The sequence below is a fragment of the Spirochaeta cellobiosiphila DSM 17781 genome (genome assembly GCF_000426705.1).
Taxonomy (GTDB): domain Bacteria; phylum Spirochaetota; class Spirochaetia; order DSM-17781; family DSM-17781; genus Spirochaeta_E; species Spirochaeta_E cellobiosiphila.
On sequence record NZ_AUFW01000021.1, the window covers coordinates 1 to 18188 of the forward strand.

Below are 18188 nucleotides of genomic sequence, written 5' to 3' on the forward strand. Positions count from 1 at the left end.
TCACAATTTCTTTTTTGAGTTTCTCTTCTGCATACATTTTTTTAAGTAACGCATTTTCTCTTTCTAATTCTTTTAATCGCTTAACCATTGAGGTATCCATACCACCATACTTGGATCTCCATCTGTAAAACATAGCAGTACTTACACCGTTATCTCGGCAAATATCTTGTATCGGGATACCGCTTTCAGCCTGTTTAAGCATGGCCATAATTTGACTGTCTGTAAATTTTGATTTTCTCATGTAGAATCTCCATTCATATATTATTTGAATTTTCTACAAATATCGACTCTTAATTTTTGGGGGGATTACAGCCCGACTAGCCTTATTTATCACCACTTTTTTTTGGGGTGCTACTTTTTTGATAACTCAAAATATATTGAACCAAATAACTGCTCTTCAAATAATAATGTATCGCTTTGGTATTGCTACATTATTACTATTACCTTTTGTTAAATTTAAAAAGGTAATTTTTATGATTAAAAAAACCTCTATACTGGGATTTTTAATATTCATTAGTTATTATCTACAAACACTAGGCTTAAAATATACAACAACAGGACGTTCTGGTTTCTTTACCTTTTTATTCGCTATATTTATTCCATTCCTACAATATTTCCTAATTAAAGAAAAAATAAAAAAACATCATTTCATATCTCTAGTTATCGTATTAGTTGGAATGTTGTTCCTCACAAAACCAGGTTATAGTAATATAAATATTGGGGATGTTCTCACTATAATCTGTGCTTTTGCCACTGCCTTGCAAATAGTCTTATTGAATATTTATAGCAGTAAACATGAATCTACAACTCTGGCCTTTAGTCAATTCTTGGTTGTTACTATATTAGCAGGTACAATTAGTATTTATCAAAATGAAGCTATTTTGTTTCCGGTAAAAGACTGGATAGGAATTCTATACTTAGCCGTTCCTGCTACTGCATGGGGAATTTTATCACAAAACCTATATCAAAGGTACATTAGTGCAACTGAAGCAGCTCTTATCTACGCATTAGAACCAATAATAGCCCTATTATTAGGGGTAGTATTTTTAAAAGAATCCTTTGGATTTATTGATTTCATTGGGTTCTTATTTGTTCTATTAGGAGTCATGTATTCAGAATTACCAATAAAGAGTAAAACTAATTGACAGGAATATTCAGAGGGACTAGGTTTTTAATTAAAAAAAGAGGTATCTTTAAGTTCAATAGAGCAACTTAATGGGAGGATATATGAATTTAGCTTCCATACTATGGTTATTATTTGGAATAGTTTTAGTAGGCGCAGAGTTTCTGATACCTGGATTAATAATTATTTTCTTCGCAGGAGGAGCATTTATTCTAGGTCTACTCCTCTTAATATTTCCTTTTTTAGGAGTAACCAACTTAATAGTTGCACAAGTAATCGCTTGGTTAGGAATATCTATTGGTGGATTATTTTTTCTTCGGAGAAAATTCTCTAAAGTATTTAAAGGTGAAGAAATTATTGATGATCATCTACAATATGTTGGTCAAGAAGTTGAAGTCACAGAAAGAATAACCCCCGGTCACAGAGGACGTATTAAATTTCAAGGAACTACCTGGGATGCTCTAAGTAATGGAGAAACCTTTGAAAAAGGATCAGTGGTTCAAATTTTGGAACGTGTCGATCTACATTTTATTGTCACAAAATCATTAACGGAATAAAGCTATATTATATAGCAAATTAATAAAAAGAGGAGAAGTAAATGCAGTTATTTGCAGGGATAATATTTATCCTGTTCATCTTGTATCTATTTACGAGACTTGTACGTATTGTACCTGAGCAAGAAGCTTGGATTGTGGAAGAGTTTGGTAAATTTAAGAAAACACTAGGACCAGGATTTCACCTTTTAGTACCTATATTACAAAAGGTAGCTTATAAGCAAAATACAAAAGAAGAGATCATTGATGTCCCACCACAGACATGTGTTACACAGGATAATGTTCAAATTCAAGTGGATGGTGTTTTATATCTTAAAATTACAGACCCCTATAAATCTAGTTATGGTATTGATAATTATCATTATGCAACAGCACAGATAGCGCAAACAACTATGCGTTCAGAAATCGGAAAAATTGAACTTGATAGGACTTTTTCTGAAAGAGAAAGCATCAATAATGCTGTTGTTAAAGCTGTTGATGAAGCCTCTGATCCTTGGGGTATCAAAGTAACCCGTTATGAAATTAAGGACTTAGTCCCACCTCGATCTGTATTGGAAGCTATGGAAAGCCAAATGCGGGCTGAAAGAGAAAAGCGGGCTGAAATACTTGAATCAGAAGGAGATAGGGAATCACGAGTTAATTTTTCTATCGGAGAAAAAGAAGAATCAATAAATATTTCTAAAGGTGAGAGACAGAGAAGAATTAATGAGGCTGAAGGGAAAGCAAAAGCAATTGCTATCACTTCTAATGCTACAGCTCAAGGTATAAAGATGATAGCCCAAGCCATTAACAAGCCAGGTGGTAAAACAGCAATGTCAATGCAGTTAGCCGAACAATACATCAAACAAGTAGGAGAAATTCTACATTCTTCTGACACTTCTGTACTTCCAATGGAAGCAGCACAACTTAAAGGATTAATCGGTAGCATACTTCCCGGTTTAAACTTAAAAGGAGGGAATAAATAGTGGATTTCCTATATTTTCTTTTAAAAGGAATTGGAATTGTTATAGCAGCCGCTATTGTTATAGGTATAGCAAGAAGTATCCGAATCGTTCCAGCACGTACAGCCATGATTGTAGAAAGATTAGGTAAATATCATGGAACTCTTGAAGCCGGATTTCATTTTCTGATACCGTTTTTCGATAAAGTTAGATACACACATAGCTTAAAAGAACAAGCAATTGACGTACCAAGTCAACCTTGCTTTACTAGAGACAATGTAAAAGTAGATGTGGATGGAGTTTTATATTATACAGTTTTTGATCCACAGAAAGCCAGTTATGGAATTACTAATCACAGATTAGGAACAATACAACTTGCCCAAACAATGATGCGATCTGCCATAGGATTGCTTGATCTTGATAAAACCTTTGAAGAACGTCAGCAAATCAATGCCGAAGTTGTTAAAAACTTAGATGAAGCTACTGATCCTTGGGGGGTAAAAGTAACCAGATATGAAATTCAAAATATAAAAGTTCCACCTTCTATTTTAGATTCAATGGAATACCAAGTGAAAGCAGAACGTGAACGTCGTGCTGTTATTGCCAAATCATTAGGTGAAAAGGAATCTAAAATTAATAGATCACGTGGTTTATTTGAAGAAGCTGTTAATAAGTCCGAAGGGATGAAAGAACGACTCATTAATGAAGCAGAAGGACAAGCCCAAGAGATCCTTGCTATAAGTAAAGCTACTGCCCTTTCCATTGAAAAAATTGCTGAAGCAATAAGTGAATCGGGCGGTGAAGAGGCATTAGAACTAAAGCTAGCTGAGCAATATATTGAACAACTTAAGAACATTGCTAATAAAAATACACAAATTGTCCTTCCAATGGATTTGACGGATCTTAAGTCAGTCACAAATTCAGTATCGAAAATTCTACAAAAATAAAACTTAAAAGGTATCAGTTAATACTTCTGATACCTTTTATTATCTAATTACCTTGACTCTTTATATTAACACATATAACTTCATTTAGTTCGATTTCTAACTAATATAGGGAGGTTTAGTATTCAAGTCGCTATTGAAGTATTAAGTGAAATTCACAATCTGATAAGAAATCTATCACATGATTTTGTTAATCCTGATCCAGATTTAAATAAAACTCATGCCAAAACTTTGGTGAATATTTGGCGTCACCCACAATTACCAATGAAAGATTTATGTAATAGGGTGGGAATAGAGAAAGGGTCCTTCTCTACAGTAGCGGATCACCTCATTAAATTAGGATATATTCAGGTAATAAAAGATCCAACTGATAGAAGGAAGAACCTATTACAACTAACCCAAAGTGGTGAAAATAAAGCAATATATATTGAAAGAGCGTTTGAAAAATATTTAGCTACTAAATTAACAAAACTAACTTCGAATGAAGAAATAAAATTAGAAGAGATACTTAATTACATACGTACCATTAACTTAAAACTAAGAGAAGGAGCTTCTTTCAATGGAAAACGCTAAGAATCACCAAGAGTTTCTGGGCTCAGAACCGATTGGTCGATTACTGTTAAAGTTATCAGTACCAGCTACTGTAGCCATGTTGGTCAATGCTCTATACAACTTGGTAGATACAATTTTCTTAGGTAGAGGAGTTGGCTCAAATGCTATCGGCGGTTTATCCATAAGTTTGCCTGCACAAATGATTATCATGGCCTTTGGTATATCTATAGGAACAGGATCTGCCTCTATTATTTCACGTAATCTCGGCGCTCATAACTATGATAGAGCTAATCAGGCAGCTGGTAATGCCTTTGCCATGGCTATAGTTTTTGGAGCATTAACAACCCTATTGGGCATCTTATTTATAAAACCCTTATTATTGCTTATGGGTGCCAGTGAAACCCTTTACCATTATGCCTATGATTATTTAAGCATTATATTATTGGGGGCACCCTTCATTGCATTTGCTATGGTTTCTAATAATATCTTAAGAGCTGAAGGAAATGCCCGCATGGCTATGAGTTCTATGCTCTTAGGTACAATTACTAATATAATTCTTGATCCGATTTTTATCTTTCCTTTAAACATGGGTATAAAAGGAGCGGCATTAGCAACGATTATTGGTCAGTTTTTAAGTTTTATATATGTCTTACATCATTTTGCATCAGGCAAAAGCTCAATACATTTTAATATAAAATTCATGAAGCCAGACAAGAGTATACTAAAAGAAACATTCATTCTAGGAATACCTACTTTTGCACGTCAAAGTGGACAATCTATTGTAACAATATTAGTTAATAATTTGTTAAATCGCTATGGAGGCGATATCTACATATCTGGAATGGGTATTATAAATCGAATAGTAATGTTCTTGTTCATGCCATTATTTGGTATGGTTCAAGGTTTTCAACCTATCGCTGGCTATAATTATGGAGCACAAAACTACAAGCGAGTTTTACAAAGTCTACGTTTAGCAATCATCATAGCAACTATATACACAAGTATTGGTTTTATACTAATACAGCTATTCCCTAGTTTCCTAACTTCTATATTTACTTATGATCAAGAATTGGTTGAAGTTTCCTCTCATATTATCCGCTTATTTACTTTGGTATTACCATTCCTAGGATTTCAAATCATAGGGGCCTCTTACTTTCAAAGTGCGGGCAAAGGGGGGCCTAGTATGATTCTAAATCTAAGTAGACAATTCTTATTTCTAATACCTCTTATTTTGATATTACCCTTATTATTTCAATTGAATGGTATTATTCTTGCTTTTCCAATTGCAGATGCACTGGCAACGATAGTGACAATGTTTTGGTTAAGTTGGGAAGTTACCCACCTAAAAAGTACTCCTGAAAAATAAAAAAGGCCCTGTAATAAGGGCCCATTTTATAGTTATGGTTTAACTCGTTTTCGATCCCTTGGAAATGGCGATGCTTCCTTGACATTGGAAAGCCCTAATATCTTTTGAGTTAGTCTTTCAACACCAATGGCAAAACCACCATGTGGTGGACAACCAAATTTAAATATATCCATGTAGTCACCTAATCCTTCAGGGGTCATTCCAAACCTAGGAAGAGTTTCAAGCATCATGTTATATTCATTAATACGTCGCCCTCCTGTAGTAATTTCTAACCCTCTGAAGATGCAATCAAAACTCATTGTCTTTAATCCATCAGGAAATGTGTAGAATGGTCTTTTCTTACGAGGAAAGGCATTAATAAAAACGGCTTCTACGCCATACTCTCGTTTAGCCCATTCACAGATAACACGCTCACCTTCTGGATTAATTTCAAAGACACGATGACCAACTTCCTTTGAGATAATCTTTTTAGCTTCTGAATGTTCTATAATAGGAAATTTATCCACTTCATCAGCCGTTGGGAGATATGTGTCAAACTTTTCTAAAATATGAGAACAATTAGCTCTTAACTCTTCAAAAACATGTTTCAATATCCCTTTTTCAAAATCAATAAGATCTTTTTCTGTTTCAATAAAAGCCATTTCAACATCAAAAGAGACATATTCATTTAAGTGACGGGGTGTTTCATGTTTTTCAGCTCGATAAGCATGACTAATCTCAAAAACACGTTCTAAACCACTGGAAACCATGGCCTGTTTATAAAATTGTGGAGATTGAGCTAAGAAAACTTTCTCATCAAAGTATTCAACAGAAAAGAGTCCAGTTCCTCCCTCTGTACCACTACCAATCAATTTACTGGTTTTAATTTCACTAAAGTCTTGACTATGCATATAACTAGATAAAGCTTTAAGTATATTAGACTGAATCAGAAATATATCCCTAATTTTTGTGTTTCTAAGGGATATCATTCTATTATCTAATATGGCATCTAGACTTAATTTATCAAGATTTTGATTTACTGATATTGGTAAATTAGGAGCTGCTGGAGCTAAAAGTGTTAAATCTTTACACTCTATTTCCACTCCACCTGGTGATTTTTCATTGATAATTACATTACCCTCAATTTTAATCACAGATTCCAATGATAATTCAGGATTGTTATCAAGTACGATTTGAACTTCACCAGATCTATCCCTTAATACTATAAAAACGACTTGGCCTAAATCACGAATCCTATGAATCCAGCCCTTAACTTCTATAGTTTCACCAACATGTTTATTTGCTTCACTAGCTAATACTCTCATATATTTATCCCAACTTCTCACTTAGTACTTTTTGGGCAATTTGAGGATTAATTCTTCCATTAGTTTTTTTCATTATCTGCCCCATAAGGTAACCTCGTTGTCTATCATCACCACTTTTAATAGCATCAACGACACTTTGATTATCTGCCAATACTTGTTCAATTAATGTTTGAACTTGATCAGCATTCGATATCTGTTCCCATCCCTTTTCAGCGATAATATCTCCAGGAGATTTGTTTTCGTCGAACACAGCTGATAATGTTTGTTTTGCTAATTTACCATGTATTCTATCTTCATCAAGGTATTTTAATAATTCAGCAAAGCGTTCTGGAGACAGAGGACTTTCTAAAAGTTTCATATTGTTCTTATTTAATTCTTTTTGAACATCACCTGACAACCAGGTAGCTACCATATCTGTTGGTACTCCTAAAGATATAACCTGCTCAAAATAATCAGCGACAGCTTTATCATCTATTATGAATTCAGTTTGGTCTTCTGTTAATTGATATTCCTTGATAAACCTATCTTTGCGATAGAGGGGCAATTCAACTTGTCTATCTTTTACTTTTTGTAAAAAATCATCTGAAGGGCAGAAAGGCGGTAAATCTGGTTCAGGAAAATATCTATAATCTAAAGCTTGCTCTTTAGATCGCATAACAGTCGTTATGTCTCTATTTTCATTCCATAATCTCGTTTCCTGGGAAACAATCTTCCCTTCGTCTAATAGAAGGCTTTGTCGATCTATCTCATAATTTAAAGCCAATTTTACAAATCTGGAAGAGTTCAGATTTTTAATTTCAACTTTTCTTCCTAGACCTTGACCTTCAAGGTTGATGGAAACATTAGCATCACATCGCAATGATCCTTCTTCCATATTTCCATCAGATACACCTAAATATCTAACTAATCTCTGGAAATTTTTAAGATATATTTCAGCATCTTCACCTCGTACTAAATCGGGTTCAGTGACAATTTCTAATAGAGGATATCCTGCTCGATTGTAATCAATTAGCGAAACATCTCCAGCATGTATCATTTTTCCAGCATCTTCTTCAAGGTGAACATCGTGAATTCGGATTTTTTTCTTTTCTCCATTCACTTCAATTTCCACCCACCCGTTTTTACCAACAGGATGCTCGAATTGGCTAATTTGATAATTCTTAGGCATGTCAGGATAAAAGTAATTTTTACGTTCAAAAGTAGTTCTAGGACTCAATTCACAATTCAAAGCTTCTGCAACAGTGTAGGCTAATTCTAGTGCTTTTTCATTTGCAGTTGGTAAAACCCCTGGATAACCAAGACATACGGGACATACATTCGTATTCTCTTCATCACCATATTGAGCTTTGCAAGAACAAAACATTTTACTATCAGCTAATAGATGGATGTGAATTTCTAATCCAACAAACGATTCATACATAATTAACTCCAATCCTCTGAATAACCAGGGACATCTTGTATAGGAAATACATCTTTTAAAGATCTGGCTATTTCGAACAATCTTGGTTCTTCAAATACAGGGGCAATAAATTGCATACCGACAGGTAAGTTATTTTCAACTATAGTAGGAACATTTAAAGCAGGAACTCCAGCTAAGTTAGCTGTACAAGTAAATTTATCTGCAACTTTTTGTTGAAATTGAGTTAAAGACTTTTCATCCCTACTAAAGGCAGGTGTCGGAAAAGTTGGTGTCATCAACATATCAACATCTTTAAAGATACGATCCAAATCATTACGAATCGCTGTACGTATTTTTTGGGCTCTATGATAATACTGATCTTGAAAACCAGATCTTAATACATAAGTACCCAACAATATTCTAAGTTTAACTTCATCACCGAAACCTTCACTTCTTGATTTTTGAACTAAATCATCTGGATTTTCTGAATAAAGAGGTTGAAGACCATATCGTATACCAGTATAACGAGCTAGATTGGCACTTGCCTCAGCAGTGGCGATTGTATAATAAGCAGGAACTACATATTCAAGTGTTGGCAATTGAACTTTCACAACCGTATGACCCAAAGCTTCTAATGAAACTATTGTTTTATCATAAGCTTTTTGTACAAGAGGATCCAAATCAGATATGTTATCTAATACTGCAATGGTGAATGGCCCTTTTGTTTTAGTTGGAACCTCTGGCTTTATAGAGGTCTGGTCTTTGGGATCTTCTCCCTTTATTGTATTATATACTTGTTCTGTCAGATCAATATCTTTTGATAAAACACCGATTACTTCTAAGCTAGAAGCATAGGCTGTCAAACCGAATCTACTAACAGTACCATAAGTAGGCTTTAAACCATATACACCACAAAAACTGGCTGGTTGTCTAACAGAACCACCTGTATCTGTACCTAAAGCAAATGGAACGAGTCCAGCAGCAACAGCGGCAGCAGAACCTCCACTGGAACCACCAGATACTCTATTGATATCCCAAGGATTATTAGTTTGTTGCAACGCAGAATTATCAGTACTAGATCCCATACCGAATTCATCTAAATTAGTCTTTCCGACAACATAAGCTCCAGCATCTATAAGCTTTTCTACAGCTGTCGCAGTGTAAGGGGATAGGAGATTTTCCAGCATCTTCGATCCACAGGTTACTTTAAAACCTCTAGTAGCAATATTATCCTTAACACCAAAAGGCAAACCTTTGAGCTTCCCCTCATTGTGGCTACTATTTTCAGAACGAAAATCGAGAAAAGATCCTATTTTCTTTTCCCAACTCTCCACATAAAGCCTATATCTCTTCCGGCCTACTTCTGTGGATAAATTTTCTACCCATTTCTTTGTAAATTGACTCATAAATCTACCTTTATAGTACGTTAGGTATTACGATAAAACGATCTTCGATTTCAGGAGCATTCTCAATAAGCTCATCTGATAATGACTGATTGGTTTGGGGAATATCATCACGGACACGATTATTTTTGAGAAGGGCATGGGTGGTAGGTTCTAATCCTTCAACATCAACTTCCATCATCTTGGCAAAGTAATCTAACATCGTGTTAACTTCACCAGCCAGTCTATCAAAGTCCTCATCGGACAATCTTAACTGAGCAAGCTCTGCAGTAATCTCTAAATCTTCCTTTCTCATATTTATGCACAATGCCATACATATTTATAAGATGTCAAGTATAAGGCCGTTCCAAGATACTTTTCTTGATTTTATACATAACTTTAGTATTTTATTTGCTGTACATTGAGTGTCTAACTGAGTATAATGACTGGTTTATATCAAAGTAAGATAAATAAATTAGGCATACTTTATAAGATAATTTTTGGAAAACTCGAGGAGTATCCGTGGCTAAAAAGAACTTCCCTATAGTTCATTATTATGATCAAGATTTTGTTGATATTTATGACAAAACATGGGCCTGGCTAGAAGATTTCTGGGCCAAAGGTGATGAGAGTATAGGTTTTGAAAAGAATTTTTTTCTTTATCCTGACTCTAATGAAATAAACCAGTATGAAAGTTGTTTCGCAACTTTCTTTCTTGTCTACTCTAATAGAATGTATTCTCCCATGCCACTATTAGACAATTTTTATAAGAGACAAGAAGAAAATGGTGCTATCCGTGGCAAATACAATGTAGAAACAGGTGAACCAGTTTTAACAGCTGATAATCCGGAAGGTATTTTACCTCCTTTATTTTCCTGGGCTGAGTATAACTTGTATCACAAAGTAGGTCAGAAAAAGCGCCTAAAAGATATCATGCCCATATTAGAAAAGTATTACATATGGATTGAAGAGACTTTTAAAGATGACTCAGGATTATATGCAATACCTGCTTCTGCGACTATGATGGAAAATAGTCCTAGAGATGGAATGAAATATCCCTTGGACTTCAATACTCAAATGGCCGTAAATGCCTTATATATGTCCGCATTGGGAGATATTTTAAATGATAAGGAAATTAGTTTTAGATACAAACGAAGATACTTTTCATTAAAGACAAGAATCAATTCTCGAATGTGGAATGAAGAAGAAGGTTTTTACTTTGATTTAGACGAAAACAATAATCAGCTTAAAAACAAAACAATCGCAGCTTATTGGACATTATTGGCAGAGATTCCAAATGAAGAGCGGTTTGAGACCCTTGTTGATCATCTCAACAATCCCAAAACCTTTGGTCTCCCTAATCCTTTTCCTTCTTTAAGTGCTGATTCAAAAGACTTTGATCCCTCAGGTAATGGTTATTGTGGAGGTGTCTTTACACCCCTAACTTTTATGGTAATAAAAGGATTAGAAAAATACGAGCGTTATGACTTTGCTAGAGAAGTAGCCATAAGACATCTTTATTATATTCTGGATACATTACATCCTGATGGTGAAACAAAAGGATCTCTGTGGGAAGCTTATAATCCTAATAAAGAAGGTCAAGCCAGCTGGAAAGAAAGAGATAACCGTTCCCAGTATTTGGGATATACAAGTTTAGCAACAATAACTTTGATGATAGAAAACATTGTTGGATTATACATAAGTCTACCAAGAAAAACTGTAGACTGGATCGTACCCACTCTTGAACTAATGGGTATTGAAGATCTCGAATTAAAAAGAAACATGATAACTATTCAATCAAATAAAAGTGGTAGAGGTTGGGAGATTCGTTTGGAATCAGAGAAATTATACTACTTTACTATAAATATATTGGGACAAAAAAAGAAAACCTTACCAATACCATCTGGTAAGTGTTCCATGTTGATAGATAAACTTTAATAAAAAGCCGCTTACTGCGGCTTTTTTTAAAAGGATATAGGACTTCTTGCTTTGAATGATCTTGCTATGGTCTGTTTATCTGCATATTCTAAATCACCACCAACTGGTATTCCTGAAGCCAACCTTGTTATACTAACTCCAGTATCATTCAACATTCTGTAAACATACAGAGCTGTAGTATCACCTTCTATAGTTGGATTAGTAGCTAATATTACTTCTTTAATATTTTCATTAATAACACGTTGTTTTAATAAAGCCAAACGAAGATCATCTGGTCCTATTCCATCAATAGGAGAAATAACACCATTAAGAACAAAAAATAGTCCCCCATACTCTCCTGTAGAGTTAATAGTTATTAAATCTTGTGGATGTTCAACAACACATATGATATCACCATCTCTTTTGGCACTTGAACAAATAGGACAAGGATCTACTTCTGTGTAATTACCACATTTTGAACAGCATTTAACTCTTTCTTTCAATAATTTTAATTGATCCCCAAGCTGATTTAAATAATTTGAATCAGCTCGTAATAAGTAATAAGTCATTCTCTGAGCACTTTTTTTCCCTATCCCTGGTAACTTACTAAGATTTGTAGTTAAGGCTTCTATCATATCCATGTTATTGAGGAAATCCTCCTGGCATTCCAGGAATAGTACCCATTTCATTTTGAAGTTTATCTTTTATCTTATTCATAGCGTCTTTATGAGCTGCTTTAATGATATCTTGAAGCATTATTATTTCTCTATTATCAACACACTCAGGTGATAAGATTATATTGGTCATTTCCATTTTTCCGTTTAAAGTGACAGATACTAATCCCCCACCAGCAGTTCCTGTTACTTCAATAGTATCCAATTTTGATTGCATTTCCTTCATGGATGATTGAAGATTATTTAATTGTTTCATTAAGTCTGCAGGATTAAAATTCATTATTGCCTCCCTTTATTATATGTCCCCTAAATATCTGTTTAATCAAATTAATCTGCTCATCAATTTGATTATTTGTTCCTAATTCCTCATCTGTTACTAATTCAGCTTTTACTTTTACAGCACTACCTTTCATGTCACTAGCCGTCTGACTCAAATATGTAGATTCTTGCTTTATCATGTTAAGTATAAAAGGAGACGGCATTTTTAAAACTAGATCATTATCAATCCAGTTCCAACTAACTACTTTTTGGAGATTAATGGCTAAGGTCATTTTCTCTTTTTTTACTTTTAATGTGAGATTCTTCAAAAAGTTTTCAGGAGTCTCTTGTATTTTTGGACCAACATCGACTATTACAAGTTCTGTTTCAGACGATTCCTTCTTCTCAACCTTTGGTTCGACTGTAATTTGCTCTGATATTTTATCTCTAAAAACATTACTTAAAGATTTCTCAACTATTTTTTTTTTTGATCTACCTGGGAGACTGGATGAGATTGATTATTATCTTGCAGTTCCTTTATCTTATCGTATAACTCTCTTGATGTAAAAAAGTTGGTCAGTGAACAGAATTTTGTAAGTGTTAACTCTAATTCGTATCTTTGGTTAAGAGAATATCGTATATCCCTGTATAATTTTAGAAGATCCTCAATAGCTTTTTCTAATTGAGTTCTATTATATCCTTCGATAACTTTACCATTGAATCTATCAACCGAAAAACCTAAAAGACTTTCTCTATCAATTCCTGATTGTAAGAATAGAATGGATCGATAGTATTCTGTTAGATCTATTATAAACTGTTCTACGGAAACACCTTTGATTAAAATGTCTTCTACATAATTAAGAACACTCGATACATTACCTTCAAGAATATACTCACATAGCTGATTCATCTGATCCAAACCAACTAAGCCCAGTTTCTCTCTGATTTTTTCAAGAGTTATATGATCATCAGAAAAAGCAACCACCTGATCAAATAAGGTATAAGAATCACGCATTGATCCAGTACCTTCTTTTGCTATCCAAAAGAGTGCATCATCTTCATATCTCAAATTCATTTCATTACAAGCTTCTATAAGACGTTGTTTTACAGTATCTGCATCAATCAGTCTAAAATTAAATTGTTGACATCTACTTCTAATAGTTGCAGGTACTTTATGAATTTCCGTTGTAGCAAATATAAAAATAATGTACGGTGGTGGTTCTTCAATAGTTTTTAATAAAGCATTAAAGGCACTATTCGACAACATATGGACTTCATCAATGATATATATTTTATATCTAGATGAACTTGGCGCAAATAATACTTCATCTTTAATTTCTCTAACATCATTGACTGATGTATTAGAAGCTCCATCAATCTCAATAACATCCATACTGGATCCATTGGTTATTTCTTTACAGTTATTACATTTTCCGCAAGGTTCAGTGGTTGGACCAAGTTCACAATTTAAGGATTTGGCAAGTATTCTGGCAGAGGAGGTCTTTCCCACTCCTCTAGGACCACTAAAAAGATAAGCATGAGCGATTCTCTCAGTTGTAATTGCATTTTCTAAAGTAGCGACAACAAATTCCTGACCAGCCATTTGATGGAAGTTTTGTGGTCTTTTTCTACTTGCAGTAATTTCGTATGACATCGCTTGCATTGTATTTCAAATCTTTTCCGCTTTCAAGCATTGTATAAATCATTATGGCCTTTTATATTTTTTATATGACAATAGGAATAATTGCAGCCATGCAAGAAGAAATGGTACAGATTAAGGCTACTTTGGAGTCTTTGAAGGAAGAAAAAGTAGAGCATTTAACACTATTCAGAGGAACAAGGCATAACCATACTCTTTTAGTTATGGAATCAGGAATAGGTAAAGTAAATGCAGCCATAGCTACCCAGATTCTAATATCTAAACATCATCCTGATTATATAATTAATACAGGTGTGGCAGGGGGATATGATAAGAGACTAGACTTATTGGACATAACTATTGGTAGCCACATAGCCTATCATGATGTTGATGTTACTGCATTCGAGTATAAAAGAGGCCAACTGCCTAAACTTCCTCTATATTTTTCATCAAACCAAAACTTGTTAAATATATCAAGTAAAATAAATATTGATAAACAAAAAGTAATTATTGGAAATATATATTCAGGAGATATTTTTATCCATACTGAGAAACAAGTGGATGAATTGAAAAAAAACTTTCCTGATGTAGTTGCAGTAGAAATGGAGGGAGCAGCCATAGCTCAAACATGTTATTTGAATAGTATACCATTTTTAGTGATTCGTTCCATTTCCGATCTTGTTTTTACCAAAGACAGTCATACTACCTATAAGGATACAATGGAGCAAGCTGCTATCATATCATCCTGTTTTATTGATAAGATAATCAAAACGCTATAAAGGAGAAACATAATGGATAAAATCCCTAGTTTTACAATAGACCACAATAAATTGCTTAGGGGTATTTATGTATCTAGAATAGACAACATAGGATCCGAACATATTACAACCTTTGATATTCGAATGAAAGAGCCTAATAGAGAGCCAGTAATTGATGTTCCAGCACTACATACTATCGAACATCTAGGAGCTACCTTTTTAAGAAACCATAAAGTATGGGGTGAAAAATTAATCTATTTTGGACCTATGGGATGTAGGACCGGTAATTACGCCTTGTTTAAAGGAGACTTAACTAGTAACGATGTACTTTCAGTTATTAAATCTATGTTTGAATTTATTATAGACTACCAAGAAAGCATACCTGGTACCCATCCTGATGAGTGTGGTAATTATCTATCACATGATTTGAATATGGCCAAGTGGGAATCGAAAAAGTATCTTAATGAAGTACTATTAGTAGCTAAAGACTGTAATTTAAAATATCCAAACTAAATGTACTATTAAACTAAACCTTAGTCTTTTAACTTTGAAAAGCCTATTGAAAGGCTTTTCAAAAGTTTTAACAAGTCTTCTTTATATAATCATCTGCAAAGAATTATAAAAAAAACCCCTAGCATTAAGTATTCCAAGTCACACAATCATAACACTTACCGTTGCTACCTTCCGGTCCTGGCGGAGTTAGGTGAATGATTGTTGCTAGGGACCTAATAACTAGGGGAACGGAGAGGGGGGGATTCGAACCCCCGGTACCTTGCGATACACACGCTTTCCAAGCGTGCTCCTTCGACCACTCGGACACCTCTCCAGTAAAAGATCATATATGTTATTTTCTCAGTGTATCCAAGAGGATTCGAACCTCCGACCTTCAGATCCGCAATCTGATGCTCTATCCAGCTGAGCTATGGATACGCAAAAAAAACGGAGAGGGAGGGATTCGAACCCTCGGTACCCTCACGGATACAACTCCTTAGCAGGGAGCCCGATTCGACCGCTCTCGCACCTCTCCATTGTCACAAAAAAGATAATTAAAAACGGAGAAGGTGGGATTCGAACCCACGGTACATCACTGCACAACGGTTTTCAAGACCGCCTCCTTCGACCGCTCGGACACCTCTCCATTAATTATCGATAGTCGATAAAGTATTGAAAAACCCATATTTTGTCAATACCTAACTATAAACTATTACTATTTCGATATTATATCCAAGATTCTCTCTAAATCATCCATAGAAAAATACGATATTTCAATTTTCCCCTTTCTAACTGTTCCTTTTAAAGAGACCTTTGTTCCTAAAAGATCAATGAATCTCTGCTCCATATCTTGTATATCAGGAGATTTTGATTTTGCTGTAGATTTTACACTATTTGATGAAGAACTGGGCCGATTACCGTTATTAAGTGCAGAAGACATTGATTCTGTATCTCTTACATTTAAAGAGTTATCCACAACCCTTTTATACAGTATTCTTTGATCAGCTGGATTTACAACAGACAGTAGAGAACGTGCATGTCCTGCACTAATAATGCCTTGAGATAAAGCTGTGAGCATATCTTCAGGTAGTTTTAATAAACGTAAAGAATTAGCTATAGTTGATCTATTTTTTCCTACACGTTTAGCGATATCTTCTTGTGATAAATCAAAAGATTTCATGAGATGTTGATACGCTTTAGCCTCTTCTACAGGGTTTAAATCTTCTCTTTGTATATTTTCGATAAGAGCAATTTCAAGAACTTCTTCCTCTGTAAAAGCCTTAACAATAACAGGTATCTTTTTTAAACCAGCAATTTTCGATGCACGATATCGCCTTTCTCCTGCTATAATTATATAAGAATTAGGTTTATTACCTTTCTCAACAAGAATAGGTTGAATAACACCTTTTTCCTTTATAGATTGTGACAACTCTAATAATTTATCTTCAGCAAACTCTTTTCGAGGTTGATTTGGATTAGCGGATATCTCATCGATGAGGACTTCAATAACAGTTGCTCCTTCAACTACTTTATTTATATCAACCTCATCTTCATTATCATCATTTAAAAGAGCTCCTAACCCTCTACCTAGAGCCTTAGACACGTTCTAAAACCTCCTGAGCTAACTTTTCATAACTTTTAGCACCTATGCACTGTGGACTATACAAATTAATTGGGACAGAGTGAGAAGGAGCTTCACTTAATCGTATATTTCTGGGAATAACAGTTTTGAAGACTTTATCCTTAAAATAACCAGAAACCTCTTGTACTACCTCATTAGCCAAATTAGTTCGAGAATCGTACATAGTAAATACTATTCCACATATCTTGAGGTCTGAATTTATATTTTTTTGAACCTTCTTAATAGTCTGTAATAACAGACTTAAACCTTCCAAGGCAAAGTATTCACATTGTAAAGGAATTATAACAGAATCTGCTGCTGTTAACCCATTCAATGTTAAAACATCTAAACTAGGTGGTGAATCTATAAATATAAAATCATAGTCATCTTTAACAGTAGCTAGTGACCTTTCTAGAAAATGTTCCCAGTCTTTGTATTCAACAAGCTCAACTCCTGCTCCGGATAAGTTAATATTTGAAGTAAGTATATCTAAATTTTTAACTACGGTATTTTGTATTGTATCTTTTACTTGAGCTTTACCAGACACAACTTCATAAATTCCATTTTTTGTCGAATCAGCATTTACAGAACTAGACATATTCCCTTGAGGATCAAAATCCACTAAAAGAACTTTTTTTCCGCTTTCTGCAATATAAGATCCTAAATTAACAGATGTTGTAGTTTTACCTACACCACCTTTTTGATTAGCAAATACTATTGTTTTTCCCATTTCATTCTCTATTACTATAAGATGTTTAACTTAGTATATAAGATATATAAGTAGCTGTCATGAGTTTATATATTCTTTTTTAACAATCTATAATATTGACCCCTTGTTTTAAATTTTGGATAATTTGACTAAGGAGTTTTTATGAGAGAAAGAGTTGAAGCTGCTATCGAAGATGTCAGACCTTCCCTCCAGGCTGATGGTGGAGATGTGATTTTATTAGACGTTACAGATGATGGCATTGTAAAAGTACAATTGACTGGTGCCTGTAATGGTTGTCCAATGGCCACAGTTACTTTAAAACAGGGTATAGAACAGTATTTAAAGACAATTGTACCAGAAGTAATAAGTGTAGAAAATATTGATGCTTAAGCTTGTGCACAAACTGTTAGTAAGTTCACCATACATTAACTAGGTTGCACTAATATTAGTCATTAAGTCCTTATAATAACTAATATTAGTATTACACATATGATATTCTAAAAAAGGAATTAAACTGTGGATAATTTGCGGATAAAAAGAAAAGTGATTGTTTCA

General features: G+C 34.2%; 21 protein-coding genes, 4 tRNA genes and 1 other RNA gene. 10 read left to right on the top strand and 16 right to left on the bottom strand.

Annotated elements, in window-relative coordinates; all coding sequences use genetic code 11:
• Positions 1-241, bottom strand: a 241-nt coding sequence (locus K345_RS0105695) for a transposase (protein WP_028973355.1), incomplete at its 3' end; no start/stop codon positions are given.
• An 88-nt stretch (positions 242-329) separates the two neighbouring features.
• Between K345_RS0105695 and K345_RS0105700 the strand changes: the two genes are divergently transcribed.
• From K345_RS0105700 to K345_RS0105725, 6 genes are all read left to right on the top strand, one after another.
• Positions 330-1145, top strand: coding sequence for a DMT family transporter (locus K345_RS0105700; RefSeq protein ID WP_281169306.1), 816 nt, complete (start codon positions 330-332; stop codon positions 1143-1145).
• 82 nt (positions 1146-1227) lie between these two features.
• On the top strand, positions 1228-1680 hold the full coding sequence (locus K345_RS0105705) for an NfeD family protein (protein ID WP_028973357.1): 453 nt from the start codon (positions 1228-1230) through the stop codon (positions 1678-1680).
• Positions 1681-1721: 41 nt separating this feature from the next.
• Positions 1722-2642, top strand: coding sequence for an SPFH domain-containing protein (locus K345_RS0105710; RefSeq protein WP_028973358.1), 921 nt, complete (start codon positions 1722-1724; stop codon positions 2640-2642).
• Complete coding sequence (locus tag K345_RS0105715) at positions 2642-3565, top strand: SPFH domain-containing protein (protein ID WP_028973359.1); 924 nt, start codon at positions 2642-2644, stop codon at positions 3563-3565. Before K345_RS0105710 ends, K345_RS0105715 begins: the two co-directional genes overlap by 1 nt.
• Before the next feature lie 162 nt (positions 3566-3727).
• Positions 3728-4135 carry a MarR family winged helix-turn-helix transcriptional regulator gene (locus tag K345_RS19940; protein ID WP_281169307.1) on the top strand — a complete coding sequence of 136 codons (408 nt, stop codon included), beginning with the start codon at positions 3728-3730 and terminating at the stop codon, positions 4133-4135.
• Complete coding sequence (locus K345_RS0105725; protein ID WP_037571442.1) at positions 4122-5480, top strand: MATE family efflux transporter; 1359 nt, start codon at positions 4122-4124, stop codon at positions 5478-5480. Before K345_RS19940 ends, K345_RS0105725 begins: the two co-directional genes overlap by 14 nt.
• A gap of 32 nt (positions 5481-5512) precedes the next feature.
• Here K345_RS0105725 and aspS read toward each other — a convergent pair whose 3' ends face one another.
• Genes aspS through gatC form a run of 4 tightly spaced genes read right to left on the bottom strand, consistent with a single transcriptional unit; the run spans position 5513 to position 9881 of the window.
• On the bottom strand, positions 5513-6784 hold the full coding sequence (gene aspS / locus K345_RS0105730) for an aspartate--tRNA(Asn) ligase (protein ID WP_028973361.1): 1272 nt from the start codon (positions 6782-6784) through the stop codon (positions 5513-5515).
• Positions 6785-6788: 4 nt separating this feature from the next.
• Entirely contained in the window at positions 6789-8204 is a 1416-nt protein-coding gene (gatB, locus tag K345_RS0105735) for an Asp-tRNA(Asn)/Glu-tRNA(Gln) amidotransferase subunit GatB (protein ID WP_037571444.1), read from the bottom strand.
• 2 nt (positions 8205-8206) lie between these two features.
• Positions 8207-9589 carry an Asp-tRNA(Asn)/Glu-tRNA(Gln) amidotransferase subunit GatA gene (gatA, locus tag K345_RS19945; RefSeq protein ID WP_083963655.1) on the bottom strand — a complete coding sequence of 461 codons (1383 nt, stop codon included), beginning with the start codon at positions 9587-9589 and terminating at the stop codon, positions 8207-8209.
• Positions 9590-9599: 10 nt separating this feature from the next.
• Positions 9600-9881 (bottom strand): Asp-tRNA(Asn)/Glu-tRNA(Gln) amidotransferase subunit GatC, encoded by a 282-nt coding sequence (gatC, locus tag K345_RS0105745; RefSeq protein WP_028973363.1) that lies wholly within the window; start codon positions 9879-9881, stop codon positions 9600-9602.
• A 206-nt stretch (positions 9882-10087) separates the two neighbouring features.
• Here gatC and K345_RS0105750 point away from each other — a divergent pair, with 206 nt between their 5' ends.
• Positions 10088-11503 (top strand): MGH1-like glycoside hydrolase domain-containing protein, encoded by a 1416-nt coding sequence (locus K345_RS0105750; RefSeq protein WP_028973364.1) that lies wholly within the window; start codon positions 10088-10090, stop codon positions 11501-11503.
• A 26-nt stretch (positions 11504-11529) separates the two neighbouring features.
• On the opposite strand, the gene recR is transcribed toward K345_RS0105750, so the two are convergent.
• The 4 genes from recR to dnaX all read right to left on the bottom strand — a co-directional run bounded on the left by recR (position 11530) and on the right by dnaX (position 14068).
• The gene (recR, locus tag K345_RS0105755) at positions 11530-12123 is read right to left on the bottom strand and encodes a recombination mediator RecR (protein ID WP_028973365.1); all 594 of its coding nucleotides are present in this window, start codon (positions 12121-12123) and stop codon (positions 11530-11532) included.
• Between the two features lies 1 nt (position 12124).
• On the bottom strand, positions 12125-12436 hold the full coding sequence (locus tag K345_RS0105760) for a YbaB/EbfC family nucleoid-associated protein (protein WP_028973366.1): 312 nt from the start codon (positions 12434-12436) through the stop codon (positions 12125-12127).
• Positions 12426-12743: a hypothetical protein gene (locus tag K345_RS19950; RefSeq protein WP_037571446.1), complete on the bottom strand. Its 318-nt coding sequence runs from the start codon at positions 12741-12743 to the stop codon at positions 12426-12428. The genes K345_RS0105760 and K345_RS19950 overlap by 11 nt, the downstream gene beginning before the upstream one ends.
• Before the next feature lie 146 nt (positions 12744-12889).
• Positions 12890-14068: a DNA polymerase III subunit gamma/tau gene (gene dnaX / locus K345_RS19955; RefSeq protein WP_083963658.1), complete on the bottom strand. Its 1179-nt coding sequence runs from the start codon at positions 14066-14068 to the stop codon at positions 12890-12892.
• A 74-nt stretch (positions 14069-14142) separates the two neighbouring features.
• On the opposite strand from dnaX, the gene K345_RS0105770 reads away from it, so the two are divergent.
• On the top strand, positions 14143-14832 hold the full coding sequence (locus K345_RS0105770; protein WP_028973367.1) for a 5'-methylthioadenosine/adenosylhomocysteine nucleosidase: 690 nt from the start codon (positions 14143-14145) through the stop codon (positions 14830-14832).
• A gap of 12 nt (positions 14833-14844) precedes the next feature.
• Positions 14845-15324: an S-ribosylhomocysteine lyase gene (locus tag K345_RS0105775; protein WP_028973368.1), complete on the top strand. Its 480-nt coding sequence runs from the start codon at positions 14845-14847 to the stop codon at positions 15322-15324.
• 119 nt (positions 15325-15443) lie between these two features.
• Here K345_RS0105775 and ffs read toward each other — a convergent pair.
• The 7 genes from ffs to K345_RS0105805 form a co-directional block, all read right to left on the bottom strand.
• Positions 15444-15542, bottom strand: an RNA gene (gene ffs, locus K345_RS22825) — signal recognition particle sRNA small type.
• A gap of 10 nt (positions 15543-15552) precedes the next feature.
• Positions 15553-15637, bottom strand: a tRNA-Ser gene (locus K345_RS0105780).
• A 30-nt stretch (positions 15638-15667) separates the two neighbouring features.
• A tRNA-Arg gene (locus tag K345_RS0105785) sits at positions 15668-15741 on the bottom strand.
• 10 nt (positions 15742-15751) lie between these two features.
• Positions 15752-15838: transfer RNA gene (locus K345_RS23055), tRNA-Ser, on the bottom strand.
• Positions 15839-15864: 26 nt separating this feature from the next.
• Positions 15865-15949, bottom strand: a tRNA-Ser gene (locus tag K345_RS0105795).
• Between the two features lie 69 nt (positions 15950-16018).
• Positions 16019-16906 (bottom strand): ParB/RepB/Spo0J family partition protein, encoded by an 888-nt coding sequence (locus K345_RS0105800; RefSeq protein ID WP_028973369.1) that lies wholly within the window; start codon positions 16904-16906, stop codon positions 16019-16021.
• Complete coding sequence (locus K345_RS0105805) at positions 16899-17654, bottom strand: ParA family protein (RefSeq protein WP_028973370.1); 756 nt, start codon at positions 17652-17654, stop codon at positions 16899-16901. Before K345_RS0105805 ends, K345_RS0105800 begins: the two co-directional genes overlap by 8 nt.
• Before the next feature lie 141 nt (positions 17655-17795).
• Here K345_RS0105805 and K345_RS0105810 point away from each other — a divergent pair, with 141 nt between their 5' ends.
• Positions 17796-18023 carry a NifU family protein gene (locus K345_RS0105810; RefSeq protein ID WP_028973371.1) on the top strand — a complete coding sequence of 76 codons (228 nt, stop codon included), beginning with the start codon at positions 17796-17798 and terminating at the stop codon, positions 18021-18023.
• Positions 18024-18188: the final 165 nt, after the last annotated feature.